General features: G+C 71.5%; 18 protein-coding genes. 10 read left to right on the top strand and 8 right to left on the bottom strand.

The features are described 5' to 3' along the window. The first annotated feature begins 114 nt into the window (after window positions 1-114). The 5 genes from ACIHCL_RS30100 to fxsT all read left to right on the top strand — a co-directional run bounded on the left by ACIHCL_RS30100 (window position 115) and on the right by fxsT (window position 9,167). Window positions 115-843: a hypothetical protein gene (locus ACIHCL_RS30100; RefSeq protein ID WP_399866840.1), complete on the top strand. Its 729-nt coding sequence runs from the start codon at window positions 115-117 to the stop codon at window positions 841-843. Window positions 844-1,231: 388 nt separating this feature from the next. Then, window positions 1,232-1,348 carry a hypothetical protein gene (locus ACIHCL_RS30095; protein WP_399866837.1) on the top strand — a complete coding sequence of 39 codons (117 nt, stop codon included), beginning with the start codon at window positions 1,232-1,234 and terminating at the stop codon, window positions 1,346-1,348. Window positions 1,349-1,378: 30 nt separating this feature from the next. Further along, a complete protein-coding gene (fxsBH, locus tag ACIHCL_RS30090) occupies window positions 1,379-3,640 on the top strand; it encodes a radical SAM/SPASM protein FxsBH, inactivated beta-hydroxylase extension form (protein WP_399866835.1) in 2,262 nt (753 codons plus the stop codon). A gap of 225 nt (window positions 3,641-3,865) precedes the next feature. Further along, a complete protein-coding gene (gene fsxC / locus ACIHCL_RS30085) occupies window positions 3,866-5,221 on the top strand; it encodes an FxsC protein (protein ID WP_399866833.1) in 1,356 nt (451 codons plus the stop codon). Next, window positions 5,205-9,167, top strand: a complete 3,963-nt coding sequence (gene fxsT, locus ACIHCL_RS30080; RefSeq protein WP_399866832.1) for an FxSxx-COOH system tetratricopeptide repeat protein — start codon at window positions 5,205-5,207, stop codon at window positions 9,165-9,167. Before fsxC ends, fxsT begins: the two co-directional genes overlap by 17 nt. Window positions 9,168-9,227: 60 nt before the next feature. On the opposite strand, the gene ACIHCL_RS30075 is transcribed toward fxsT, so the two are convergent. From ACIHCL_RS30075 to ACIHCL_RS30055, 5 genes are all read right to left on the bottom strand, one after another. Continuing rightward, window positions 9,228-10,103, bottom strand: coding sequence for an alpha/beta fold hydrolase (locus tag ACIHCL_RS30075; RefSeq protein ID WP_399866830.1), 876 nt, complete (start codon window positions 10,101-10,103; stop codon window positions 9,228-9,230). A gap of 363 nt (window positions 10,104-10,466) precedes the next feature. Continuing rightward, window positions 10,467-10,979, bottom strand: coding sequence for a hypothetical protein (locus ACIHCL_RS30070; protein ID WP_399866829.1), 513 nt, complete (start codon window positions 10,977-10,979; stop codon window positions 10,467-10,469). 103 nt (window positions 10,980-11,082) lie between these two features. Continuing rightward, window positions 11,083-11,922, bottom strand: a complete 840-nt coding sequence (locus tag ACIHCL_RS30065) for a cytochrome c oxidase assembly protein (protein WP_399866828.1) — start codon at window positions 11,920-11,922, stop codon at window positions 11,083-11,085. Continuing rightward, entirely contained in the window at window positions 11,922-12,479 is a 558-nt protein-coding gene (locus tag ACIHCL_RS30060) for a DUF2243 domain-containing protein (RefSeq protein WP_399866826.1), read from the bottom strand. The genes ACIHCL_RS30065 and ACIHCL_RS30060 overlap by 1 nt, the downstream gene beginning before the upstream one ends. Window positions 12,480-12,785: 306 nt before the next feature. Then, window positions 12,786-13,823: a DUF3533 domain-containing protein gene (locus tag ACIHCL_RS30055; protein WP_399866823.1), complete on the bottom strand. Its 1,038-nt coding sequence runs from the start codon at window positions 13,821-13,823 to the stop codon at window positions 12,786-12,788. A 211-nt stretch (window positions 13,824-14,034) separates the two neighbouring features. On the opposite strand from ACIHCL_RS30055, the gene ACIHCL_RS30050 reads away from it, so the two are divergent. The 4 genes from ACIHCL_RS30050 to ACIHCL_RS30035 all read left to right on the top strand — a co-directional run bounded on the left by ACIHCL_RS30050 (window position 14,035) and on the right by ACIHCL_RS30035 (window position 21,539). Further along, entirely contained in the window at window positions 14,035-17,607 is a 3,573-nt protein-coding gene (locus tag ACIHCL_RS30050) for a DNA polymerase III subunit alpha (RefSeq protein ID WP_399866820.1), read from the top strand. Then, on the top strand, window positions 17,604-18,638 hold the full coding sequence (locus ACIHCL_RS30045) for a DNA polymerase thumb domain-containing protein (RefSeq protein WP_399866817.1): 1,035 nt from the start codon (window positions 17,604-17,606) through the stop codon (window positions 18,636-18,638). The genes ACIHCL_RS30050 and ACIHCL_RS30045 overlap by 4 nt, the downstream gene beginning before the upstream one ends. 181 nt (window positions 18,639-18,819) lie before the next feature. Further along, on the top strand, window positions 18,820-19,734 hold the full coding sequence (locus ACIHCL_RS30040; RefSeq protein WP_399866816.1) for an esterase/lipase family protein: 915 nt from the start codon (window positions 18,820-18,822) through the stop codon (window positions 19,732-19,734). A gap of 257 nt (window positions 19,735-19,991) precedes the next feature. Further along, a complete protein-coding gene (locus tag ACIHCL_RS30035; RefSeq protein WP_399866815.1) occupies window positions 19,992-21,539 on the top strand; it encodes a trifunctional class I SAM-dependent methyltransferase/NUDIX hydrolase/VOC family protein in 1,548 nt (515 codons plus the stop codon). A 114-nt stretch (window positions 21,540-21,653) separates the two neighbouring features. Here the strand turns inward: ACIHCL_RS30035 and htpG are convergent, their stop codons facing one another. The 3 genes from htpG to ACIHCL_RS30020 all read right to left on the bottom strand — a co-directional run bounded on the left by htpG (window position 21,654) and on the right by ACIHCL_RS30020 (window position 25,151). Beyond that, the gene (gene htpG, locus ACIHCL_RS30030; protein WP_399866814.1) at window positions 21,654-23,594 is read right to left on the bottom strand and encodes a molecular chaperone HtpG; all 1,941 of its coding nucleotides are present in this window, start codon (window positions 23,592-23,594) and stop codon (window positions 21,654-21,656) included. Window positions 23,595-23,716: 122 nt separating this feature from the next. Further along, complete coding sequence (locus ACIHCL_RS30025) at window positions 23,717-24,250, bottom strand: DUF402 domain-containing protein (RefSeq protein ID WP_399866812.1); 534 nt, start codon at window positions 24,248-24,250, stop codon at window positions 23,717-23,719. Continuing rightward, the gene (locus ACIHCL_RS30020) at window positions 24,231-25,151 is read right to left on the bottom strand and encodes a GNAT family N-acetyltransferase (RefSeq protein WP_399866811.1); all 921 of its coding nucleotides are present in this window, start codon (window positions 25,149-25,151) and stop codon (window positions 24,231-24,233) included. The genes ACIHCL_RS30025 and ACIHCL_RS30020 overlap by 20 nt, the downstream gene beginning before the upstream one ends. Window positions 25,152-25,232: 81 nt before the next feature. Between ACIHCL_RS30020 and ACIHCL_RS30015 the strand changes: the two genes are divergently transcribed. Then, a complete protein-coding gene (locus ACIHCL_RS30015) occupies window positions 25,233-25,610 on the top strand; it encodes a GntR family transcriptional regulator (protein ID WP_399866808.1) in 378 nt (125 codons plus the stop codon). Window positions 25,611-25,668: the final 58 nt, after the last annotated feature.

Here is a 25,668-nt window from a genome sequence, read left to right as displayed (position 1 = left end):
GTGCCCTCTCGCGCGACGCGGGTTGTTGTGGGCTGGTGGGTCAACTGGCAATATTTTAAGGTCTGTTGCCGATGACGCGTCGGCCGGTGTCCGTCGTTGCGGGGGAGTTCGAGGATGAGCCAGGCAGATCACGGGGACGCGGAACCGATACCGGACACCCAGCGCCGGATTCGCCGGAGCCCCTTGCTGTTCGCGGTGCCGCTGGTCCTCCTCGCCCTGCTGGTGGCGGTGCTGGTCTGGGAGGTGGTCCGGGCCAATATGTCGCCCGGGGCGCGGGCCGAGTGGCCCTGGCGATTGCAACTCCTCGACGGCGACGTGCTGGGAAGCGTCCTCGCCGTCGCGGCGGGGGCCGTCCTGGCCCGCGCGCAGTACGCCCGCACGGTGCGCCCGTATGTGGGCTGGAGGGCCGCCTGGGTGACCGGCGAACTCGCGGCGGACACGACGGCGTGGCGGGTCGGGGTCATGAACGGCGGCCAGCATCTCGCCCTCGTCGAGTCCTGGGACTGCAGGGTGGTGATGAGGGGGGCGCACGACCTCGCGGACGCCCCGTGGAGCAGCGTCGCCGCCGCCTCCGGGGAACTGGCCGCGGCGGGTCTGGTCGCCGGTGAGGACTTCCGGCTCGTCGACTTCGGGGCGGGGTTCCCCCTGGTGGGGGCCGGAAGCCATGAGACGGTGCTGGTGGGCGCGTTCTCGGAGAACTTCGTCGCGCAGGTCCAGTCCCTGTACGTGCGGGCCAGGATCACGGACGTCGTGGGCGACACCCACGAGCGGGTCATGGACTGCATGAAGGGTCTACGGGCGCCCGAGCCCCCGTCGGCCGCCGGGACGCCCTGTCCGCCGTGACCGCAGCCACCCCTGTGAACGGCGTGACCGAAGAGCGTACGGCCCCGCGCGGAGCGGGCTTCTGCCCGCCGGTGGCGCTGCCGGGGCGGCGGGTGATCCCCGGTGGGGGCGTGCCGACCCGTATATCCGTTCCACTCTCGCATTTCTGATGGTCGCGGGGGTGTACGAGGGTGCTCCCCGGGGTGCATGAGGCGTGCTGTATGCCACTTGCGTGACGAGTGGATCTCCGCGGTTGCGAAGCCGGTTGAGGGGAGTAAAGTCATTCCGCCGGGCACTGTGATTATGCGGAAACCGGCTGCTTTGTTCATGATCCGGAACGCTCCCCTCAAGGATGGCCGTGAAGACCTCAGAATCCCCTCGTGCCTTCGCTGTCGCGAAGAAGGGCCGTATGTCGCTCACCGAGATCGACACCCGCGGCGCAGAAGCCAACCGTAAGCTCGGCCGTGTGTTCTCGGCCCCGGCAGACCGCCACACCCAGGCGTCGACCTTCAGTTCCGCGCTCTGAATCGCGCCGCATGCTGGCTAGACTGAGGGAATGACAGGACCCCTGGTCCCATTCCGCGAATTTGTGCTCAAAGTGCACAGCAGGTGCGATCTCGCCTGCGATCACTGCTACGTCTACGAACATGCAGATCAGAGTTGGCGTACCCGCCCCAGAACAATCTCTGACGACGTCATCTTCCAGACAGCTCAGCGCCTGGCCGAGCATGCCGCAGCGCATGCGTTGCCCTCCGTGTCAGTGATCCTGCACGGAGGGGAGCCCCTGCTGGCGGGCCCCGCCCGACTCCGGCACGTCTGCGAGGCGCTCGCCTCCGCCTTCGACGGCATCGCGGAACTCGACCTCCGTATCCACACCAACGGAATCCAGCTCAGCCCGCGCTATCTCGACCTCTTCGACGAGTTCGGTGTCAGGGTCGGCATCTCCCTCGACGGCGACCGGGCCGCCAACGACCGGCACCGCCGCTACGCCGACGGACGCAGCAGCCACCCCCTGGTCCTCAAGGCCGTCGAGCTGCTCCGGCAGGAGCGCTACCGCCACCTCTACCTCGGTCTGCTCTGCACGGTCGACGTCCGGAACGACCCGCGCGCGGTCCTCGACGCGCTCGTCGAACTCGAACCCCCGCTCATCGACTTCCTGCTGCCGCACGCCACATGGCAGGAACCCCCGCTTCGCCCGGACGGATCGCCCACCGCCTACGCCGACTGGCTCCTCACGGTCTTCGACCACTGGGAGGAGCGGGGACGCCCGGTGCCGGTGCGCATCTTCTCCTCGGTGCTGTCCACTCTGAGCGGCGGCCCCAGCCTCACCGAATCGCTGGGGCTCGCCCCCACCGACCTCGTGGTGGTGGAGACCGACGGCCGGCTGGAGCAGGTCGACTCGCTCAAGAGCGCCTACGAGGGCGCGGCGGCCACCGGTTTCGACGTCTTCGACCACACCTTCGACGAGGTGGCCGCCCACCCCGGTGTGCGGGCCCGGCAGCTCGGGCTGGCCGGGGTCAGCGGGATCTGCCGGCGCTGCCCGGTCGTCCGCTCGTGCGGAGGCGGCCTCTACACCCACCGCTACGACCCCGCGGGGCCGACGGGCCCGTTCGACAACCCGTCCGTGTACTGCGCCGACCTGGAGGTCCTGGTGCGGGGCGTCGAGGCGCGCACGGCACAGTCCCTCGTCGCGCCCGCGGTGACCGATCCCGCCGAACTGGACGCAGCCCAGCAGGACCTCACCCGCACCCTCCTGGCCCGGCTGAACGCCGACATCGGGCGGCGTGGTGGCGAGGAGTGGTCGGCCGCCTGGGAGCTGGCCGCCGCGGTCGAGGCGTCCGAGGAAGGGGCCCGCGCCCTGGACGAGGTGCTGGCCGGGCCGTACACCCGCAGCTGGCTGCTGCACGCGCTGGAGCTGGTGCGCGAGCGGCCCGGGGCCGTGCGGGTGGCGCGACGGCTGCCGGCGTACCTCGCGGCGGCCGTTGTACGGGCGGGTCTGGATCTGCCCGTGCGGGTGGCGTTCTCGGGCGGCCGGCTCTTCCTGCCCGGCCTCGGCGAGGCGCGGATCGGTGACGCGGACGAGTGCGGCACGGCCCTGGTACGGGGCGCGGAAGGCGGCTTCGCCGTACGGCCCGAGGGGCCCGGTGCGCCCGCCGGGCTGGACGTCGTACGGCCGCGGGAGGCAGCGGCCGGCTGGCGGCCGCTGCGCAGGCTCCCGGTGCCCGGTCCGCTGCCGGGTGCGGCCCCCGGTACGGCTCCCGGCGTGGTGCTCGACGACCTCGACCCGTTCCGGGACTGCTTCTCCGCGCCCGTCGCGCCAGCGCTCGACGACCGCGCCGCCGACGGTCTGGCCGCCAGGGTCGGGGAGGCATGGGCGGTGATCGGGGCGAAGGCGCCCGGACGTGCCCGGGGGATGGCGGCCTTCCTCACCACCCTCACCCCGCTGACCGGGCTGGCTCCGGCGGAGTCCGCCGTCGGACGGCACGGGCACGGCGCCATGGGAATCCCCCTGGAAGGAGACCCCGAGGAACTGGCGTTCGGGCTGCTCCGCGGATTTCGGCGTGCCGAATTGCGGGCGCTCTGCGATGTCACGGATCTTTACGCGGCAGACGGCTCCTGGGACCATCGAATGCCCTGGCAGGAAGGCGCCGTTCCATTTTCCCGGTTGCTGTTCGAGACCTATGAACGGATCGTGTTGGGGGCTTTCGGGGCATATTGGCTGGAAGGTGTGCCGGAAGCACTTGACATGCTGGAGGGGAGTGCAGAACTCACCGTCCATGGGAAAAGGCTGTTGGATCTGATGCGAAAAGAGATCTGAGGGATTTCGAAGTTGATATTCCGTTTGGCTTCGTGAACCTGCGTGGTGCCGGTACACACGGGGCAAGTGGAAGAAAGGGGCCCAGACCGAATTCGATCAAGGAAAAGATCTGCTGGGTCCGGGAACCTATGGCCGGAAACCGGCGTTGAATGACCGAACGCCATGGGGGTGGAGCAACGTCCGCTCCGGAATGATGAATTCGCTCGCATTCATCTCGCCTCGCGGATGCGGGTGCTCACACAGGACGGGGGTCGTGTGCACGCAACAACCCAACAGCGAGCGGCGGACCATCGGCCGTACTTCTTCCTGAGCTATGCCCACACACCGGGGTACGGCAGCGGAACGGACCCCGACATGTGGGTCGAGCGGCTCTTCCACGACCTCTGCGGTCATGTGATGGCCATGACCGATCTGCCCGCCGGTGCGTCCGCCGGGTTCATCGACCGGGAGATAGGCGCCGGCGAGGGCTGGTCGGAGCGACTGGGCGAAGTGCTCGCCACCTGCCGCGTGTTCGTTCCGCTCTTCTCGCCGCGCTATTTCGCCAGCGAGATGTGCGGCAAGGAGTGGTACGCCTTCGCGCAACGCGCCATCCACCATCGCGCCCGGTCCAACCAACGCGCCGAGGCGATCGTCCCCGCGCTCTGGGTGCCGGTCCCGCCGAGCCAACTCCCGGGTCCTGCCGAGCGGTTGCAGTTCAACCACCGTGATTTCGGGGATCGCTACGTCAGCGACGGTCTGTACGGCCTCATCAAACTCAGGCTCTTCGCCCAGGAGTACGAGCGCGCGGTGTACGAACTCGCCAAGCGCATAGTCAACGTGGCGGACACCATTCAGCTCGGAACCGGACGCCCGGTCGACTACCGCATGGCCCCCAGCGCCTTCGGCCCGCCCAACAGCACGCTCGCCCCCCGCCCGATGCAGGTGACCATAGCCGCGCCCACCCGGCACGACCTGCCCGACGGGCGCAGTTCCGACTACTACGGCGACACCCCACAGGACTGGAACCCCTACCACCCGACCTCCGTCCGCCCGCTGGCCTATGTCACCGAGGACCTGGTCCGCTCCCTCAACTACCAGGCGACCGTCTCCTCGTTCGACGAGGAGGCCGGTCATGCGGAGGACAAGCACACGCCCAGCAGGCCGGAGATCCTGCTCGTCGACCGCTGGGCCCTCCAGGACGAGGAACGGCGCCGACGGCTCGCCGCCTTCGACGCCGAGAACCGCCCCTGGGTGACGATGGTCGTGCCGTGGAACCGGGAGGACGAGCAGAGCCGCGCGGCCGAGGCCGAACTGACCGAGAAGCTCGAAGAGACCATGCCGGCCAAGATGAGCCAGGGCCGGGCCTTCTGCCGGGCCGCCGCCAAGGGCGTGCCCAGCATGGAGGCGTTCGGGCAACTCCTGCCGCAGGTGGTGGAGGCGGCTGCCCAGCAGTATCTGCGGCACGCGGCGGTCTACCCGCCCGCCGGCGGCGGGCACACCGAACGGACCCGATTGATGGGGCCGATGGCACAGACGAACCACATCCCCGAGACACTCGACCCTGCGATGGATGGGGAGGACGCGGATGACGGCCGGCCGTGACGGGCGCATCGTCACCTTCTACTCGTACAAGGGCGGCACAGGGCGCACCATGGCCCTCGCCAACACCGCCTGGATACTCGCCGCCAACGGGCAACGGGTACTGGCCGTCGACTGGGACCTGGAGGCACCCGGGCTCCACCGGTTCTTCCACCCGTTCCTCGACCCCTCGACCCTCGGCGCCACCACCGGTGTCATCGACCTGATCACCGAGTACGCGTGGGCCGCGACCAGTCCCGCCCAGCGCCCCGACGACTGGCACCGCGACTACGCCCGCATCCAGCCGCACGCCGTCTCCCTCACCCCCGAGACGCTCGGCTGGGAGTTCCCGCACGGCGGCACCCTCGACTTCGTCTCCGCGGGCCGCCAGAACCGTGAGTACTCCGCGACCGTCTCCACCTTCGACTGGGACAACTTCTACGACCGGCTCGGCGGCGGCCACTTCTTCGACGCCCTGCGCGACGACATGAAGGCCCATTACGACTACGTCCTCATCGACAGCCGGACCGGCCTCAGCGACATCGCCGACATCTGCACCGTCCACCTGCCCGACGTCCTCGTCGACTGCTTCACCCTCAGCGACCAGTCCATCGACGGCGCCGCCTCCGTCGCCCGGCAGATCTCCGAGCGCTACACCGGCCGCCCCATCGCCATCTACCCCGTCCCGATGCGCATCGACGAGGGCGAGAAGGAGAAGGCGGACGCCGGAAGGGCCCTGGCCCGGCTGAAGTTCGACCGGCTGCCACGCGATCTGTCCGGCGACGAACTCACCGCCTACTGGGGCGCGGTGGAGATCCCCTACCGCCCCTACTACGCGTACGAGGAGACCCTCGCCACCTTCGGTGACGAGGCCGGTCTCAGCAACTCGCTGCTCTCCGCCTTCGAACGACTCACCGGCTTCATCACCGACCGGCGGATCACCTCGATGCCGACGGTCGCCGAGGAGGTGCGGCTGCGCATCCGGGACGCGTTCACCCGGCGCAGGCCGGCCCTGCCCGCCGATCTCTTCCTCAACTACGTGGCCGAGAACCGGATGTGGGCCGACTGGATCGAGTCCGTGCTCACCCGGGCCGGGTTCCGGGTCGTGCCGCGCGACATGTCCGCCGAGCGGGAGGCCGCGGAGCGGACGGCCGGGGACGACTCGGCCCGCACCATGGTGCTGGCCGCGGACAACTCGGCCCGCACCATGGTGCTGCTCTCCAACGCGTACCTCAAGTCGCAGCGCGCCGTGAGCGCCTGGAACCGGGCCACCGCCGAGGACCCCGGCGGCGGCCGGCGCCATCTGCTGCCGGTCAGGGTCGGCGACGTACGGCTGACGGCGCCCTACCTCGACCGCAACCCCGTGGACCTCTTCCGGCTCGACGAGGTGCAGGCCACCGCGGCCCTGCTGCGCGCCCTGGACCGCCCGGTCCAGCTCACCGACGGGGTGGCGCCCGGACCGCGTTTCCCGGGCACCGTCCCCAGGATCTGGAACGCGCCGCCGCGCAACCCCGGCTTCACCGGCCGTTCCCTGGTCCTGGAGCGGATGCGCGACCAGCTGGGCGGCGGCATGGCCGTGGTGCTGCCGCAGCCGCAGACCCTGTACGGGCTCGGTGGCGTCGGCAAGACCCAGGTCGCGCTGGAGTACGTGCACCGCTTCATGGCCGACTACGACCTGGTCTGGTGGATATCGTCGGAGCAGCCCGACGACGTGGTGGCCTCGCTCGCGGAGCTGGCCGCGAGGATCGGTGCCCAGGGCGGCGACGACATGGTGGCCGCCTCACGCGAGGCGGTGGACCTGCTGCGGCGGGGCGTGCCCACGGACCGCTGGCTGCTGGTCTTCGACAACGCCGACGACCCCGAGCAGCTCAGGCGGTACTTCCCGCAGGGTGGTTCCGGGCACATCCTGGTCACCTCGCGGAACCAGTCGTGGTCGCAGCACGGTGACGCGCTGCCGGTCGACGTCTTCCTGCGCGAGGAGTCCGTCGAGCACCTCCAGCGCCGGGCCCCGGGACTGAGCGCCGAGGACGCCGACCAGGTGGCCACCGCGGTCGGCGACCTGCCGCTCGCCGTCGAGCAGGCGGCCGCCTGGATCGCGGAGACCGCCACCCCGGTCGGCACGTATCTCGAACAGCTGGCCCAGCAGGCCACCGAGGTCCTGGCCCTCAACCAGCCGGCCGGTTACCCGCAGCCGGTCGCCGCGACCTGGAACATCTCCATCGAACGGCTCAAGGAGCGCTCGCCCGCCGCGGTGCGGCTGCTCCAGCTCTGTGCCTTCTTCGCCCCGGAACCGATCTCCAGCAACCTTCTCTACAGCAAGGAGATGATCGAGGCGCTGAAGCCGTACGATCCCTCGCTCCAGGAGAAGCTGGTGCTGGGCCGGGTCATCCGGGAGATCGGCCGCTTCGCCCTCGCCAAGGTCGACCAGGTGTCCAACTCCATTCAGGTGCACCGCCTCGTCCAGGCCGTGATCCGGGCACAGCTCAGCGAGGAGGAGCGGCGGGACGCCCAGCACGCCGTGCACCGCATCCTCGCGGGTGCCCGGCCGGATGACGACGAACCCATCGACAACCCCGCCACCTGGTCGCAGTTCGCGACCATCTGGCCGCACCTGGCCCCCTCCGACGCCCGCAACTGCGAGGAGCCGGAGGCCCGCAGGCTGCTGATCGACCGGGTCCGCTACCTCTGGAAGCGCGGTGAGTTCCGGACGGCGGGGGCCCTGTGCGAGGAACTGCGCGCCATGTGGAAGGAGACCCTGGGCGAGCGGGACATCCAGTACCTCTACCTCTGCTTCCACCTCGCCAACATCTACCGTTCGCGCGGCCGTTACGTGGAGGCGCGGGAGCTGGACGAGACCACCCTGGCGGTGCAGCAGGAGGTGCTGGGCCCGGAGCACCCGCACACGTACATGAGCATCAGCGGGCTGGCGACGGACCTCGGCACGCTGGGCGACTACACCAGGGCGATCGAGCTGGCGACCGAGGCCACCGAGGGGTTCAACCAGATCTTCCACGAGTCGCACCCCAGGACCCTGGCGGCGGCGAACAACCTGGCGTTCATCCTGCGGACCGTCGGTCAGTACGCCCGGGCCCGGGAGATCGACCAGGACGTCTTCGACGGGAGGATCAAGGTGCTGGGGGAGGAGCACCCGTACAGCCTGTCCTCGGCCATGAACCTGGCCCGTGACCTGCGGGACGTGGGGCGGTACGAGGACTCCGTCACCATCCTCGGCCGCACGTACGACAGCTACAAGGCCACGCTCGGGCGCGCCTTCCCCGGCACCCTGAGCGCGGCGAAGAGCCTGGCGGTCTCGCTGCGCAGGGCGGGCAGACTGGAGGAAGCCCGCCGGCTCACGGTGGCCACGCTCGCCCGCTACCAGGCCAAGTACACGGCCGCCAACCCGGAGTGGCTCGCCTGCGACCTCAACATGGCGGCCGACCTGTACGCGGCGGGCGAGACCGTCGAGGCCAGGGACACCGCGCAGCAGGTCGTCGACCAGTACATGAACGTGCCGGGGGAGAACCACCCCACCACTCTGGCCGCGCTGAACAACCTCGCCATCTACCAGCTGGGGGCCGGCGCGGTGGAGGAGTCGCAGCAGGTGCTGACCCGGGTGGTCGCGGCGATGCGGGGGGTGCACGGGCGGGAGCACCCCAACACCCTGTTCTGCGTGATGAACCTCGCCAACGCCGTGGCCGAACGGGGCGATCTGGAGCTGGTGCTGAGGACCGAGCGGGAGCTGGCCGGACAGCTCAGGGACGTACTCGGGGCGCATCACCCGGAGACCCTGGCCATGATGTCGAACATGGCGGTCACGCTCGATGCGATGGGGCGTCCGGAGGAGGCGGTGCGGTTGCGGGCGGAGACCGGCGACGAGCTGGCCCGGCAGCTCGGGGAGGACCACCCGATGACCCGGATCGCCCGGAACGAGTACCGGTTCGAGCGCGAGCTGGAACCGGTGCAGGTGTGAGACCCGGATGTGAACGGTGGGGGCGTCCTGCGGCGGCGGGACGCCCCCACCGCTCCGTTCTCATCCGTCGACCGGTTCCAGCAGCCAGTTGAGAACACGGGGCAGGGCGTGCAGGGCGTCGAAGTGTGCGGCCGACGGCTCCACCACCACGGTCGCGTTCGGGATGTGCTCGGCCAGCCAGCGGGAGTGGCCGACCGGCGAGAACACGTCCTTCTCTCCGTGCCACAGCATCACCGGACCCGGGATGTCCGCGGGATCGAACCCCCATGGGCGGCTGAACGCGATCGCGTCGTCGATCCATCCCCACGCCGAAGTGCGCAGTCCCTCACGGTAGTTGCGCAGCAGCATGGTGCGGACCCCGGCGTCGTTGACCACCATCCGGTCGGAGTCGGTCAGCTCGCGCCGCAGGTCGTCGATGAGCCGGACCGGGTTCTTCCTGATCACCGCGGACCGCGAGATGAACGACTTCGCGAGCCCGTCCGGATCGGTCGCCGCGGTGGAGTACGCCAGCACGTTGGAAGCGGCCATCCCCTCGAACCAGTCGAGTCCGTCGGCACCCCAGGGAGCCAGCCCGACCAGCGCGGCGGTACGGGTCACCCGCTCGGGCATCAGCGCCGCGCAGGCCAGCGCGTGCGGCGCGCCCCCGGACCGGCCCACCACGGCGAACCGTTCGAGGCCGAGATGGTCCGCGATGGCCCGCACGTCCTGCACGGCGTCGGCGACGCAGCGGCCCGGCAGCCGGTCGGAGTGTCCGTAGCCCGGCCGGTCGTAGGCGATCAGCTGCGTCTTGCGCTGGTACAGCACCATGCCGCGCGGGGCCGGGCCGAGCCTGCTGCCGGGCATTCCGTGCAGCAGGAAGACCGGTCTGCCGTGCGGATCGCCCAGACGCTCCACCATCAGATGCCGCCCGTCCTCCGCGCGCACCCGACTTCGCACTCCGTGCCTCCTCCGTGTGGTGCGGGCACGGCGTGCCCGGCTTCCCGCCCCAATCGATGATGGCTCATCAGAGCCCTTACCGGGACGGCGTGTTGAGAAACGGATGAATCATCGGGGGAGCGCGGTCGCGGGCGTGGGCCGCCGGTGTGACCTCGGTCGACGGGGGTGAAACCGTTGTTGCGTTCGATTCCCCGCCGGGGTCGCCCTCCCGCACCGGGTCGCTCTTCGCGTGCGAACGTGACGCATGCCGTCCATGAGTCCGGGGCGACTCGCAGGATCGCCCCGGCGGCGTCCGGGCGGAAGCGTGGCCCCGGAGAGCCGAGTCCCGGTCCCACGGCCGGCCCGGCCGTGGAGCGCCCGGGATCAGGCGGCCTTCGACTCCAGGTGGTAGGTCGTGTCGACCCAGAAGCCGTTCGTGGCCCTGGCCCTGATCTCCAGCACGTACTCTCCGGGGAGCAGGGGCGCGACGCCTCCCCAGAGCCCCCAGGTGTAGCGCTGGGTCGACTCCGTCATGAACGACGCGGTGAACTCCCGCAGCGGCAGCAAAATGCCGTTGAGCGACGCGGTGGCCTCCGCCACGGCCATGGACAGCGGCACCCTGGAGTACGACCTGGGGTGCTGCATGTTGAGCACGGGGAAGAGGAGCGGCCGGTCCGAGGGGACCGCGCAGCGCCGCACCACGCGACCGCCGTATGTGCCGGCCAGGAACCAGAGGTCGTCCGGCTGGTTCCAGTCGGCGTACTCGCCCGTGGTGTCCTTCACCGGGTCATGGTCGTCGGGGGCGGACAGGGCCCACGTCCACCACCGGCCCGAGAGCTCCCCGCCCTCCGCGTCGCTCGGCTTCCACGTACCGTCCGCCGACCCCGTACCACTCATGACACACCCCTCCCACGTGTGGCCCCTCACCCCGGAGCCTGATTCGAACATGCGGACAGTACCCGAGGTGAGGCTCGGCGGGCGCCGGAAGCCGGCCGTCGGCTCAGTGCGCTCCCGCCGCCACCGGCTTCGGGCGTGCGGGCGGCGGCAAGGCCGCTGCGGTGCGGCGCTCGGGCCGCCAGGTGGCGACCAGGGCGGCGGCAAGCAGCAACTCGGCGATGTCCCCGCCGTAGTACATGAGCTCCGCGGCCTGCCGGACGTGGTCGACGGGAGCGTGGACGTCGACGAAGATCCCGCCGTACACGGCCTGGGCGACCAGGGCGTGGACGGCGATCGCGACGCCCAGGTACACCAGCCGGGCCCGCGCACCGGGCCGGGCGGGAAGGGGATCGGGCCCGGCGATGACGGAGGCGAACAGGTATCCGGAAACCAGGAAGTGGGCGTGCATCAGCCAGTGCCCCGCGGGGTGGGCCGCGGCGGTGTTGTACAGCGGGGTGAAGTACAGCAGCCCCAGGGTGCCAGTGCTGAGTGCCAGTGCCACCGCGGGATGTGTCGGAAGCCGCATGAGCGGACTGTGCAGTACCGCCGTCATCCGCCGGGCCCGGGCCGGCGGCAGGGTGCGCAGCAGGAGGGTCACCGGCGCCGCCAGCGCCAGTGCCGTCGGCGCGTACATGCCGATGAGCATGTGCTGGGCCATGTGCCCGCGGAAGTCACCGTGCGCGGCCGGGGCCAGCGGCGGCAGCAGGGCGACGGCGAGCAGGGCCAGCCCGCCCAGGAAGGAGGCCGCCCGCCAGGGGGACCAGCCCTGGGCGGGGTTGCGGCGCCGGGCCAGGCGCGCGGCGAGCAGATAGCCGACCGCGGCGGTGAGCAGGACCAGTAAGGTCAGTGCCGTCCCCGACCCGCTCGCGCCCGCTCCGTGGTGTGCGAGGTGCGTCTCGCCCATCAGGTGCGGACCTCGGTCCGCTCGGTGCCGCGCGGGGCGTCGGGGACGAAGGGCCGGCCGCTGCGCTGGAGCAGGTAGCCGCAGACGACGAGCAGGGCGCCCAGGACGAGGAAGCCGGCGTCCCACCATGCCTGGTGGGGGCCGCCGTGGACGTGGTGGATGCCCAGGATCTGGTGGTCCAGGATCCCCTCGACCAGGTTGAACAGGCCCCAGCCTGCCAGGATCCAGCCCCACAGGACCCGTGAGGTCCATACCGCCCGCCGGTTGTGGGTGACCCGGGAGTACAGGATGGCCAGGCCCAGCAGGACGGCGATCCAGCACACGGCGTGGAAGATGCCGTCCCACAGGGTGTTCATCTGCAGCCCGGACACCGTTCTCGGGTTGTAGTACTTCACCCCGATGCGGTCGTGGTTGGTGCTGCTGAGCATGTGGTGCCACTGCAGGAGCTGGTGCAGCAGGATGCCGTCGAGGAACCCGCCGAGCCCCACGCCGAGGACGAGGCCCGGCAACCGGAGGCTGCTCGGCTCCTCCGTGGCTGTGCCGGCCGTGGTGGCCATGACCCGTTCTCCGTCCTGTCGGCAATACGCGCGGACTTTCCGGACACGGTTTCCCACCCGGCCCGCCTCGATCACTCATGTGTGCGGTACTTCAGCCGAATCGCCCAGACCGCGGTCCGCCGCGCCGTCCGTTCCGGTGGGCCGCCCGGTGCGCGCGGCCACCGTTCGCCGCCGGAGTCCGGGCCACCCGGCGCGGAACGGGTGAGGTCCCTCGGAAGGGCTCGGGGTCTTCGCGGGCGGTGCGGGGTCCGGGTGGCCGACGAAGCGCGAGGGGACCGGCCGGGCACCGAACCAGGGGGAAGCGGATCAGTCGACCACTGAGCCGAACGGCGGTCGGGCGTCGGCGAGATCCTGCGGGGTGCGGCGCAGGGCGATCAGGAAGGTGACCAGCGTGCCCACCACCGCCCAGGCGGACAGCACCAGGAGCGGTCCGGCGATCGCGTTGCCCTTGAAGTAGGCGATCGAGCGGGCCACCCAGGTGGCCGCCCCGGGCGGCAGCGCGGGGCCGATCGCCCGCCAGAAGTCCGGGAGCATCGGCAGCGGGAAGGCGCCGCCGGCGCTCGGATTGCCCGCGATCACCACGACCAGGACGGCCAGGCCGATGCCGACGATGCCGGTGAGCGCCTGGAGGGCGAGGGTCAGCATGCCGACCGCGAAGACGGTCAGTGCTCCCAGCCCCGACAGGCCCCAGAAGCTTCCGGGCAGCGCGCCGAGGACCGGGCCGGTGATGAGTGCGCCACCGATCCCGCCCAGTACGGAGTACAGCGCCATGACACCGGTCCGGACCAGTGCGCGCCGCCGGTTGGCGGGCTTGGCGCCGGCGCTGATCGCCAGGATCGAGGCGCAGAGATAGCCGCCCACGCACCAGCCCACCACCAGGTAGAAGGAGGAGATCCCGTTGAAGTCCTGGTCGGACGCGGGGGCCAGGTCCACGGACCGCACCGTGCGCTGCTGGGCCTGCTCCGCCTTCGTGAGGATCTTGGTCAGGGTGTCGGCCATGGCGGTGCCCCCGCCGGAGGCGACAAGGACGGTGTCGGTGGTGCCGGTGGGGTCGAAGACCAGGGCGCCGTCGATCTCGCGGTTCAGGATCTGCTCACGCGCGGTGGCCTCGTCGGCGACCGCACGGGGGTCCAGCGGGCCGCCCGGAAGGTTCTTCAGTTCGGTCAGGAGCTGCGCGGACAGCTGCCGGGGCGCGACGAGCCCGAAGGGGACGTCCGTCGGTTTCGGCTTGTGCAGGGCCCCGACGTAGGAAGTGATGAACAGCAGTTGCAGTGCGAGCACGCCGATGACGAGCAGGGCGGCCCGGGGGGTGACGGCGTTCTTCACTTCGTCGACGAAATTCATTCCCCCAATGGTTCGGGGTGTCGGCCGTTGGTGCAGGCGGGATTGGGCCGAACGGGTGAAGGGGGTATGGGCGGGGGCGTGGGGCGTGCCTGCCGGTCACTCCTGAACGCCTCGCCGGTCCTGGCCGCCTCGTATATCGTACGGATGTTCGAAACCTGGTTTATGGTGGAGATGAGGGGGTGGTGAGTACGGATCGGTCCAGGAGGTGCGGATGCCCGGGTTCACGCATCTGCATACCGTTTCCGGATTCTCCCTGCGGTACGGGGCCTCGCACCCGGAGCGGCTGGTGGAGCGCGCCGCTGAGCGGGGGATGGACGCTCTCGCGCTGACCGACCGCGACACGCTCGCGGGGACGATCCGTTTCGCCAAGGCGTGCGAGCGGGCCGGGGTGCGACCGGTCTTCGGGGTGGAGCTCGCGGTGGGAGCCGCGGCGGGGACCGCGGGGGCGGAGCATACGAGAGCGGGCGGGGGTGCGCATCGGCTGCGGACCCCGGTCCGCGGTGGTGCCTTCGTCGATGAATCGGCTCCCCGGGGCACCTTCCTCGCCCGGGACGGTGCCCGGGGCTGGGCGGAGCTGTGCCGTCTCGTGACCGCCGCGCACGCCGGGGCCTCAAATGCCGTCGCCGGTGCCGCGGGCGCCGGTACGGGGGCCGGACAGACCCTGGTCGACCGGTCCGCGCTGCCCGGCGAGGGGCTCGTCGTCCTGCTCGGACCCGCCTCCGACGTCGGCAGGGCGCTGGCCGCCGGCCGTCCGGACCGGGCCGCCGCCCTGCTCGCCGCCTGGCGGGAGATCCACGGCGACGACCTGCGCCTCGAAGCCGTCCACCACGGGCGCGAGGGCACCGGCCCCGGATCGCTGCGGCTCGCCGCCCGCACCGTCGGCTTCGCCGCCGAGCAGGGGGTGCGGGCCGTGCTGACCAACGCCGTCCGGTACGCCGACCCCGGGCAGGGCCCGGTCGCCGACGTGCTGGACGCGGCACGCCGACTGGTCCCCGTCGATCCCCGCCGCGCCCCGCTGGACAGTGGCGAGCGCTGGCTGAAGGGCCCCCGTGCGATGGCCGAGACGGCCGAGCGGATCGCCTCCGCCGCCGGGCTCGGCCAGGGCGCCGGGGCGCGGCTGCTCGCGGAGACCCGGCGCACCGCCGATGCCTGCGTCGTCGACCCCGGGGACGACCTCGGCCTCGGCACCGTCCACTTCCCCGAACCGCACCTCGTCGGAGCCGGGCACCGCACCGCCCAGCGGGTGCTGGCCTCCCGCGCCGCCGCCGGAATGGTGCTGCACGGCTACGACCGCAGGCGCGACTACTGGGAGCGGATGCATCGGGAGCTGGACATCATCGCCTACCACGGTTTCGCCTCCTACTTCCTGACGGTTGCTCAGGTCGTCGATGACGTACGGGCGATGAAGGTGAGGGTGGCCGCCCGGGGCTCCGGGGCGGGCTCCCTCGTCAACCACCTCCTCGGGATGGCGCACGCCGACCCGGTCGAACACGGGCTGCTGATGGAGCGCTTCCTCTCCAAGCGCCGTGCCGTGCTGCCCGACATCGACATCGACGTCGAGTCCGCCCGCAGGCTCGACGTCTACCGCGCGATCATCGAACGTTTCGGCGTCGAACGGGTCGCGACCGTCGCCATGCCCGAGACCTACCGGGTGCGGCACGCCATCCGGGACGTCGGCGCCGCGCTCTCCATGCATCCGGCCGAGACCGACCGGCTCGCCAAGGCGTTCCCGCACATCCGGGCCCGCGACGCCCGCGCGGCCATGGCGGAACTCCCCGAACTGCGCGACGTGGCACGGGAGAAGGACCGCTACGGGCGGCTTTGGGAACTGGTCGAGGCGCTGGACGCCCTGCCGCGCGGTATCGCCATGCACCCGTGCGGAGTGCTTCTCTCGGACGCCTCCCTGCGGCGCCGGGTGCCCGTCGTGCCCACCAGCGGGGAACACTTCCCGATGGCGCAGTTCGACAAGGAGGACGTGGAGGACCTGGGGCTGCTCAAACTCGACGTCCTGGGCGTACGGATGCAGTCGGCGATGGCGCACGCGGTCGCCGAGGTCAAGCGGGCCTCGGGACGGGACGTGGACCTGGACGCCCTGCCGCCGGGCGACCCGGAGACGTACCGGCTGATCAGGAGCGCCGAGACGCTGGGCTGCTTCCAGATCGAGTCGCCGGGTCAGCGCGATCTGGTCGGCAGGCTCCAGCCCGCCGGCTTCCACGACCTGGTGGTCGACATCTCGCTCTTCCGCCCCGGCCCGGTCGCCGCCGACATGGTGCGGCCGTTCATCGAGGCCCGTCACGGCCGGGCACCCGCCCGTTACCCGCATCCCGATCTGGAGGGGCCGCTGCGCGAGACATACGGGGTGGTCGTCTTCCACGAGCAGGTCATCGAGATCCTCGACATCATGACCGGCTGCGGCCGGGACGAGGCCGACCGGGTGCGGCGCGGACTGTCCGACCCCGACGCGCAGGCCCGGATCAGGGTGTGGTTCGCGCAGCGGGCGGCGGAGCGGAAGTACGGCGCCGAAGTGATCGCCCGGACCTGGGAGATCATCGAGGCGTTCGGCAGCTACGGCTTCTGCAAGGCGCACGCGGTCGCCTTCGCCGTGCCGACGTACCAGTCCGCATGGCTCAAGGCGCACCATCCGGCGGCCTTCTACGCCGGGCTGCTCACCCATGACCCGGGGATGTACCCGAAACGGCTGCTGCTCGCCGACGCGCGGCGGCGCGGGGTGCCGGTGCTGGGGCTGGACGTGAACCGCTCGGCGACCACCCATCGAATCGAACTGGTGTCTGATGGTGAAGGAGGGGCCGGGGTCTGGGGCGTGCGGCTCGCGCTCGCGGACGTCCACGGCATCGGCCGGGCCGAGGCGGCCCGGATCGAGGCCGGAGCGCCCTACACCTCGCTGCTGGACTTCTGGCAGCGGGCCAGGCCGCCTCGGCCGGTCGCCGAACGACTGGCCCAGGTGGGCGCGCTGGACGCGTTCGGTGCCAACCGCCGCGATCTGCTGCTGCACCTGTCCGAGCTGCACCACGCCCAGCGGGGCGGCGGCCCCGGCGGTGCGGGTACACAGCTCCCGCTCGGCGGGGGACACCGGACCGGTTCCCTCGGGCTGCCCGACCTCAACGAGGCCGAACGCCTCAGCGCCGAGCTGGGTGTGCTGAGCATGGACGTCTCCCATCATCTGATGGACGATCACCACGCGTTCCTGAAGGAGCTCGGCGCGGTCTCCGCCAAGCGGCTGCGCGAGGCGCGGCACGGGCAGACCGTGCTGGTCGCGGGCGCCAAGGCGGCCACCCAGACCCCGCCGGTCCGCTCCGGCCGCCGGGTCGTCTTCACCACCCTGGACGACGGCACCGGCCTGGTCGACCTGGCCTTCTTCGACGACAGCCACGCCGCCTGCGCGCACACCGTCTTCCACTCCTGGCTGCTGCTGGTGCGCGGAGTGGTGCAGCGGCGCGGACCGCGGAGCCTGAGCGTGGTCGGTTCGGCCGCCTGGAACCTGGCGGAGCTGGCCGAACTGCGGCGTACCGGCGGGCTCGACGCGGTCGCCGCCCGACTGGCCGAGGCGCCCCCGTCCGGGAAGCCGCCGTCCGGGGAACCTCCGGCCGGGAAGCCCTCGTTCGAGGAGCCCGCCACCGGGACCCGCGCGCCCGACGGCGAGGGCCGTCGCATCCGGATGCCCACCGGGTACGAGATGAACCCCTGGTCCGACCTCCAGCCACCCGGCGAAGGCGTCCCCACCGGCCGGAAGCTCTGGCACCGAAGCCCCGGGAGCGCGGGATGACCACCGATCGCGACGCGCCGGGAACACCGGCGACCGAGGTGCCGGGCATTCTGTACCTGCGGTTCCGCACGGTCGGCGGCGAGCCGCCGGACGCCGTCTGTTACGAGGAACTGCTCGCCTTGCTCGGCACGTTCACCCCGGTGGTCGAGGCGGTCCGTCCCGACGGGGCGCTCGCCGATGTGCGCGGCGCGCTGCGCTGCTTCGGCCGGGATGCGAGGGGGCTGGCCTCGGTGATCCGGGTCCGGGCGCTCGCCCTGCACGGCGTGGACTGCGCGATCGGAGCGGGGGAGAACCCGATGCTGGCCCGGGCGGCGGCCCGCCGGGCGGCACCCGGAACGACCTTCGTGGTGCCCCGGGGCACGGGAGCCGGCTTCCTCGCCGTCGAGCCGGTCACGGCGCTGGACGGCGTCGGGGCGGCGACGGCCCGCACCCTGCGCGGGTACGGGCTCGACTCCATCGGCCGGATCGCGGCGACCCCGCTCGGCACCCTGCAACGGATCGTCGGCGCGCGGACTGGGCGGGACCTGTGGGAGCGGTCGCGCGGCATCGACCGCACCGCGGTCGCGCCCGACGCGACCGCCCGGTCGATCACCGTCGAACGGACTTTCCCGCGCGACGAGTTGGACCAGGAGCGGCAACGGCGCGCGCTTCTGTCGCTCACCGAGGAACTGGGAGCACGGATGCGCGGGGACGGGCAGGTGTGCCGGGGGCTCACGGTCCTCGTGCGCCATGCCGCCCGGACCGGGTACGCCACCCTGAGCCGCACCCGTACGCTCCCCGAACCCACCGCCCACTCCGCGGCCCTCACCGGGCTCGCGTACCGGATCCATGACTCGCTCGGACTGCAACGGGCCCGGGTCCGGGGCATCGCCCTGCGCGCGGAGGGGCTGACGGACGCCGAACGGGCCGCCCATCAGCTGTCGTTCGACCCGGCGGACGAACGAGCACGCCGGATCGAGGCGGTGGCGGACCGGCTGCGGGACAAGTACGGTCCGCGAGCCGTGATGCCGGGAAGCCTCGCGGATCCTTGAGGGCTCCCGCGCTTCCGTCGTATTGGCGAACCATCAGTTTTTACCGACGCGTAACTTCCCATGCTCCCTACCCGTGGGTAATTTGGCCTGAGTACACGGAAGGTCAGACGTCAGAACTTGTGGTCCGGGCCGCAGGGCGTACACACACCGCAACTCCCTTGAGCCGCAAGGAGACCACACGATGCTGCCCCGGATCCGCGCGCCGCGCGTCCCCCGCGCGCGGAGAACCCTCGCCGCACTGCTCCTCGCCCTTGCGGTGGCCGCCACCCCCATGGCCACCGCTTCCGCCGCCGCCCCCACGGCCGCGTCCGCCACCACCGCGTCCGCCACGGCCACGTCCCGCGGCTGGAACGACTACTCCTGCAAGCCCTCCCCGGCCCATCCCCGGCCCGTCGTCCTGGTCCACGGAACCTTCGGGAACGCGATCGACAACTGGCTGGTCCTCGCCCCCTACCTGGTCAACCGCGGGTACTGCGTCTACTCGCTCGACTATGGTCAACTGCCGGGTGTGCCGGTCTTCTACGGCCTCGGCCCGATCGACGAGTCGGCCGGTCAGCTCGCCGCCTTCGTCGACAAGGTGCTCGCCGCCACCGGTGCTCCTGAGGTCGACCTCGTGGGCCACTCCCAGGGCGGGATGATGCCGCACCACTACCTGAAGTTCCTCGGCGGCGCCGCCAAGGTGAACGCCCTGATCGGGATCGCCCCCGACAACCACGGCACCACCCTCCTCGGCCTGACGAAACTCCTGCCGTACTTCCCCGGCGTGGAGCACCTGCTGAACACCAACACCCCCGCCCTCGCCGACCAGGTGGCCGGCTCCCCCTTCCTGACCAAGCTGAACGCGGGCGGCGACACCGTGCCCGGAGTGCGGTACACGGTCATCGCGACCCGGTACGACGAGGTCGTGACCCCGTACCGCACACAGTTCCTGGACGGTCCGAGCGTCCGCAACGTCTTGCTCCAGGACCTGTGCCCGCTCGACCTCTCCGGGCACGTGGCGATCGGCACCGTCGACCGGATCGCCTACCACGAGGTGGCGAACGCCCTCGACCCCGCCCGCGCCACACCGACCACCTGCGCCTCGGCTCTCGGCTGAGAGCCGTCCCGTCGTCCCCGGTGGGCGCCCGCCGACAGCCGCGGCACCTCGCCGCGCTGTCGGAACGTCCGCAGGCATCCGGTCTGCGGGCGCTCCGCCGCCTTGCGCCGCACCACGTCCGGCGCCGCGCGCAGATCCACCCCGGATGACGGGACAGCCCCGGGGAGCCCCCGGGCGTCACGGGCGGGGGCTCCCGCACCGTGGGTCACGGTCGCCGGCCCGGCGCCGTCGTCGGTGGCGGATGGCACGATCGACCCATGACGACGATCGACTGGGATGCCGCGGCCGACTCCTTCGACGAGGGACCCGACCACGGGCTGCTCGACCCGGTGGTCCGGCATGCCTGGGCCCGGCGGCTGGAGGGCTGGCTGCCCGGCGCGCGTTCCGAGGTGCTCGACCTGGGGTGCGGCACCGGAAGCCTCGCACTGCTCGCCGCCGGGCAGGGGCACCGGGTCACCGCGGTCGACCGGTCGCCGCGCATGGTGGAGCAGGCCCGGGCCAAGCTCGCCGGGACCGGCACCGAAGTGCTCCTCGGCGACGCGGTCCGGCCCCCGGTCGGCGGGCAGCGGTTCGATGTGATCCTGGTCCGGCACGTGCTGTGGCTGCTGCCCGATCCCGCGGCGGCCCTGCGCCAGTGGTTCGCCCTGCTGCGGCCCGGTGGGCGGCTGGTGCTGATCGAGGGCGTATGGGGTGGGAGCGGTCTTCCCGCGGAGCGACTGACCGGGCTGCTCTCCGGGTTCACCGAACGTGTCCACCACGAACGGCTCTCCGGCGACCCGGACCTGTGGGGCGGGCCGGTCGGCGACGAGCGCTACGCGCTGGTGGCCCGCGCCGAACCGCCGCGGCGGCACACCGAGGTCATCGACGTGCACCTGATCCTGCGCCGCGGCCCCGACGTCCTGCTCGCCCGCCGGGCCGGCACGGGATACGCGGACGGGCTGCTGCACTGCCCGTCCGGGCACGTCGAGGACGGCGAGGACGTCCGCGAGGCGCTGATCCGCGAGGCGGCCGAGGAGACCGGCGTCGAGCTCGGCCCGGACGAGCCGCGGGTCGCCCTGGTCATGCAGCACCGGGGCCCCGGCGGCAATCCCAGGACCGGGTGGTTCTTCGAGGCGGAGTACGATCCGGCCCGCCCGCCGTACAACCGCGAACCGGACAGGTGCTCCGAGCTGGCGTGGTTCCCGCTGGACGCGCTCCCGGACGACATGGTCGCCTACGGCCGGGCGGGGCTCGACGGCTACCGGGCGGGAGAGCGCTTCCTGATCCACTGGCACGAGGACGGCGACCCCGTGGCGTACCAGCCGCGCGGTGTCCGCCGCGCCGTCCCGCTGCCGGCCGGAGGGACGGGCACCGGAGGGGTGCACCACATCGAGCTGTGGGTGCCCGACCTGGAGACGGCCGAGCGGGGATGGGGCTGGCTGCTCGGAAAGCTGGGCCATGTCCCTTACCAGCACTGGGAACACGGGCGGAGCTGGCGACGCGGCGACAGCTACGTGGTGGTCGAGCGGTCGCCCGATCTGACCGGGGGGACGCACGACCGGTGCCGCCCCGGCCTCAACCACCTGGCGTTCCACGTCCGGGACCGGGCCGTCCTCGACGCCCTGGTGGCCGAGGCCCCGGAACACGGCTGGCGGCAGCTCTTCCCGGACCGCTACCCGCACGCGGGCGGGGATCAGCACGTCGCCGCCTACCTGGAGGACGCGGCGGGGTACGAGGTGGAGCTGGTCGCGGGGCTCGGGCGGGCCCACCCGGCACCGCGGGAGCCGGATCCGGGTCCCGGCGCGGGGGAGCGGCGCCGGGACTGAGGGGCGCTCAGAGAAGCGCCCCTCTCCGGGCCCGCCGGCCGGCCGTCCTCTCGGAGCGGCCGGCCGCCGGGGCCGGGGGCGCGGCCCCCGGCCCGCGGCATGGCGGGCCTTCGCTCACAGGGTGCGTTCGAGACGGTCGGCCATCAGCTTCACGAAGCGCGACGGGTCGCCCAGCTCCCCGCCCTCGGCCAGCAGCGCCAGGTCGTGGAGGAGTTCGGCCGTCTCCTCCAGACCGGTGGTGTCCTTCTCGGCGCGCTCGACGTAGGCCCGGTTGAGTCCGCCGACCAGCGGGTGCTCCGGGTTGAGTTCGAGGATCCGCTTGACCTCCGGGACGGGCTGGCCCATGGCCCGGTACATGTTCTGCAGCGCGGGCGTCACATCGTGCGCGTCCGAGACGACGCAGGCGGGCGAGACGGTGAGGCGCGAGGAGAGGCGCACCTCCTTGACGGTCTCACCGAGCCGCTCCGTCATCCAGGAGAGCAGGTCCGCGTACTCCTGCCGGCGGTTCTCCCGCTCCGACGCGGCATCCTTCCTCTCCTCCTCGGTGCCGAGGTCGATCTCGCCCTTGGCGACGGACCACAGCTTCTTGCCGTCGAACTCGGGTTCCGCCTCGACCCACACCTCGTCGACCGGGTCGGTCAGCAGCAGCACCTCGATGCCCTTGGCCCGGAACGCCTCCATGTGCGGGGAGTTCTCGATGGCCTGCCGGGACTCGCCGGTGAGGTAGTAGATGTGCTCCTGGCCCTCCTTCATCCGCTCCACGTACTGCGGAAGCGTGGTCGGCGCCTCCTCGTCGTGGGTCGTGGCGAAGGAGGCGATCTTGAGGATGGCTTCGCGGTTCTCGAAGTCGCTGAGCAGCCCCTCCTTGACCACGCGGCCGAACTCCCGCCAGAACGTGGCGTAGCGCTCCGGGTCGGAGGACATCATGTCCTTGACCGTCGACAGCACCTTCTTCGCCAGCCGGCGGTGCATCATCTGGATCTGGCGGTCCTGCTGGAGGATCTCGCGCGACACGTTGAGCGACAGGTCCTGCGCGTCGACGACGCCCTTGACGAACCGCAGGTACGGCGGCATCAGCGCTTCGCAGTCGTCCATGATGAAGACGCGCTTCACATAGAGCTGGATGCCGCGCTTGTACCCCTGCATGAACAGGTCCTGGGGCGCGTGCGACGGGATGAAGAGCAGCGCCTGGTACTCGAAGGTGCCTTCGGCCTGGAGCCGGATGGTTTCGAGCGGGTTGATCCAGTCGTGGCTGATGTGCTTGTACAGCTCGTGGTACTCGTCGTCCGAGACCTCGTCGCGCGAGCGCGCCCACAGGGCCTTCATCGAGTTGAGGGTCTCGGGCTCGCGCGGGGCGTCGGAGCCCTCCTCGGCGTCCTTCGCGTCGGCGGCGGCCTCCGGGACCATCCGAATGGGCCAGGTGATGAAGTCCGAGTACCGCTTGACGATCTCCCTGATCTTCCACGGGGAGGCGTAGTCGTGGAGCTGGTCCTCGGTGTCCTCCGGCTTGAGCCGGAGCGTGACCGAGGTGCCCTGGGGCGCACCGCCGACGGTCTCGACCGTGTACGTGCCCTCGCCGGACGACGTCCAGCGGGTGCCCTGGGCCTCGCCCGCGCGCCGGGTCAGCAGCGTGACCTCGTCGGCCACCATGAAGCTGGAGTAGAACCCGACTCCGAACTGGCCGATCAGCCCTTCGGCCGCCGTGGCGTCATCGGAATCCTTGGCCTCCTCGAGGTCCCGCAGGAACTTCGCGGTGCCCGAATTCGCGATCGTCCCGATGAGCTGGACCACTTCGTCGTGAGACATTCCGATGCCGTTGTCCCGCACGGTCAGCGTACGGGCCTGCCGGTCGGCCTCGATGCCGATGTGGAGGTCGGAGACGTCCGCGCCGAGCGAGTCGTCGCGCAACGCCTCCAGCCGCAGTTTGTCGAGTGCGTCGGAGGCGTTGGAAACAAGTTCGCGCAGGAACACGTCCTTGTTCGAGTAGATCGAGTGGATCATCATCTGCAGAAGCTGGCGCGCTTCCACCTGAAACTCGAACGTCTCAGTGGGCATATCCGTGTTTTCCTTCTCAGGTCACCGGGTGGGGAACTGGCCTCAGCACCCTAATTGAGCTGGTCATCGCGGAAGCCCGGTTCTTGGAAGTTGGCCCGGTATCAGCGGCCGGCCCCGTCCGATCAGCCCGATCCATCCGATTCATCCGCTTCGGCCGGTCCGTACTCGAAGGCGCGGTCCAGGCCGTCCGTGCGGGCCAGCAGCTCCAGCTCGTCCAGTGCCCGACGGGCCGCGTCGGCCGCCGCCGGATCGCGCCCGGCCAGACCGCTCGCCTCGAACTCGTCCTCGTCCAGCCGCAGCACCGACGAACCGTCCGCCGACACCCACAGGTCGAGATCGAGGTCCTCCACCACCAGCTCCCCGTTCCGCAGCACGGCGGGGCGCGTGATGTCGCAGTACCAGCCCTTGAGTCCGCCCGCCGCGGTCCGGACCTCCTTCACGGCGAACCAGCTGTCGCGCCAGTAGTGCTCGGTGAACACGTCCCCGGGCTCGAACCGCACGAAGCCGAAGTCGCGGACCCCCGGCGCCGCCCAGGGCGCCCGCACCGTGATCCGGGTGCCGTCGTCACGGACCAGACGCGCCGGGTACCTGATCTTGGTCCGGCCGGCCTTCACCAGGACGACCACGAGCGAGGACTCAGCCGAGCTCACGGACATACCGCACCTCCGAGGCACAGATCTCGTAGCCGAACCAGCGGTTGATCGCCAGCATCGGACCGTTGTCCGCGTCATTGCCGGTGTACGCGTCGGTGTATCCGGCCGCGCGCGCCCGGCGCAGCGAGTCGTGCTTGGCGAGCTTCGCCAGTCCCCGGCCGCGGTGCGCGCGCCGGGTGCCGGTCATCGCCGACATGTAGCCGGTCCGGCCGTCGGTCCGCGCCGCGGAGAACGCCGCCACCTCTCCGTCCACCAGCACGACCGAGGTGAGTGCGTGGTCGAGCCCGGGATGGTTCCAGATCTGCCGGAGCCAGTCCTCGTAGTCGGCCGGTTCGCACGGGATGTCGCTCGGCTCGTCGGCCGTGGTCTCGGCGTCCGCCACGAAGAGCGGGCGCGGGTCGTCCGCGAAGTCCGCGCCGCTGCGCAGTTCGACGCCCGCCGGGACGCCCGGACGCGGCGGCAGCGAACCGTTCGTCAGATCGAGGCGGAGGAAGTGCGCCGAACGGCTGGGCGCATAGCCGCGCTTCTCTGCGAAGGCGCGGTTCGACGGGGTGTCGAGCACCCATGAGTAGATCGCGCGTGCCCCTTCCCGCGCCACGTGCTCCTCCGCCGTTCGCAGCAGCAGCCCGCCCGCCCCGCGCCCCGTGCGCTCGGGATGCGTGTACGGGTTGCAGAAAGCCTGTCCGGGTTCGGAGCTGTCGGGGCTGAGACCGACCTGGGCGGTCGCGATGACCTCCCCGTCCTGCTCGGCCACGAGCAGCCGGTAGTGCTCGTCGGGGCGGGCGGCGGCGAGATCGAAGACGACCTGCTCGGGAGTGGTCACCATGTAGGGCACCGCGGCGTGCCGGATCCGGGCCCAGGCCACGGCGTCGGAGGGCAGGAGGTCGCGAACGAGGACGGTCATGGGCCGGAACGTTACGCGCGGGCCCGCGCGAACCGCTCCTGATTTTCCTGTGACAGGGTGCGGCGGTGGGACAATCGACGGGTGACTCTCAAGATCGCCATCGACCCGGAATCGGGCACCGCCCCTTACGAGCAACTGCGCACGCAGATCTCCGAACTGGCCCGCTCCGGCGCGCTGCCCGTCGGTTTCAGGCTTCCGACCGTACGCGGCTTCGCCGAGGAGCTCGGCCTCGCCGCGAACACCGTCGCTAAGGCGTACCGGGTGCTGGAGGCCGACGGGGTGATCGAGACACGGGGGCGCAACGGCACGTTCGTCGCCGCGGCCGGTGAGGCGGCGGATCGTCACGCGGCGGTGTCCGCACGGGAGTACGCCGAGCAGGCGCGGCGGCTGGGCCTGTCGCGCGCCGAGGCGCTGTCCCTGGCCGAGGACGCGGTGCGAGCGGCGTACGGGGACGGCTGAGCCGGAGCGCGCATCGCCCCCTGCGGGTCGGTTGCCGCGTCGGCCCCCGCGTCCGGTC

It is taken from the genome of Streptomyces sp. NPDC052042 (genome assembly GCF_044548345.1).
In the GTDB taxonomy this organism is placed as follows: Bacteria; Actinomycetota; Actinomycetes; order Streptomycetales; family Streptomycetaceae; genus Streptomyces.
Note: the sequence above shows the minus strand (reverse complement) of the source record. Positions and strands in the feature narration are given on the sequence as shown.

Coding starts and splice junctions, on each gene's coding strand:
- ACIHCL_RS30100 (WP_399866840.1), top strand. CDS start 115: ATGAGCCAGGCAGATCACGGGGACGCGGAACCGATACCGGACACCCAG.
- ACIHCL_RS30095 (WP_399866837.1), top strand. CDS start 1,232: ATGTCGCTCACCGAGATCGACACCCGCGGCGCAGAAGCCAACCGTAAG.
- fxsBH (WP_399866835.1), top strand. CDS start 1,379: ATGACAGGACCCCTGGTCCCATTCCGCGAATTTGTGCTCAAAGTGCAC.
- fsxC (WP_399866833.1), top strand. CDS start 3,866: ATGCGGGTGCTCACACAGGACGGGGGTCGTGTGCACGCAACAACCCAA.
- fxsT (WP_399866832.1), top strand. CDS start 5,205: ATGACGGCCGGCCGTGACGGGCGCATCGTCACCTTCTACTCGTACAAG.
- ACIHCL_RS30070 (WP_399866829.1), bottom strand. CDS start 10,979: ATGAGTGGTACGGGGTCGGCGGACGGTACGTGGAAGCCGAGCGACGCG.
- ACIHCL_RS30065 (WP_399866828.1), bottom strand. CDS start 11,922: ATGGGCGAGACGCACCTCGCACACCACGGAGCGGGCGCGAGCGGGTCG.
- ACIHCL_RS30060 (WP_399866826.1), bottom strand. CDS start 12,479: ATGGCCACCACGGCCGGCACAGCCACGGAGGAGCCGAGCAGCCTCCGG.
- ACIHCL_RS30055 (WP_399866823.1), bottom strand. CDS start 13,823: ATGAATTTCGTCGACGAAGTGAAGAACGCCGTCACCCCCCGGGCCGCC.
- ACIHCL_RS30050 (WP_399866820.1), top strand. CDS start 14,035: ATGCCCGGGTTCACGCATCTGCATACCGTTTCCGGATTCTCCCTGCGG.
- ACIHCL_RS30045 (WP_399866817.1), top strand. CDS start 17,604: ATGACCACCGATCGCGACGCGCCGGGAACACCGGCGACCGAGGTGCCG.
- ACIHCL_RS30040 (WP_399866816.1), top strand. CDS start 18,820: ATGCTGCCCCGGATCCGCGCGCCGCGCGTCCCCCGCGCGCGGAGAACC.
- ACIHCL_RS30035 (WP_399866815.1), top strand. CDS start 19,992: ATGACGACGATCGACTGGGATGCCGCGGCCGACTCCTTCGACGAGGGA.
- htpG (WP_399866814.1), bottom strand. CDS start 23,594: ATGCCCACTGAGACGTTCGAGTTTCAGGTGGAAGCGCGCCAGCTTCTG.
- ACIHCL_RS30025 (WP_399866812.1), bottom strand. CDS start 24,250: ATGTCCGTGAGCTCGGCTGAGTCCTCGCTCGTGGTCGTCCTGGTGAAG.
- ACIHCL_RS30020 (WP_399866811.1), bottom strand. CDS start 25,151: ATGACCGTCCTCGTTCGCGACCTCCTGCCCTCCGACGCCGTGGCCTGG.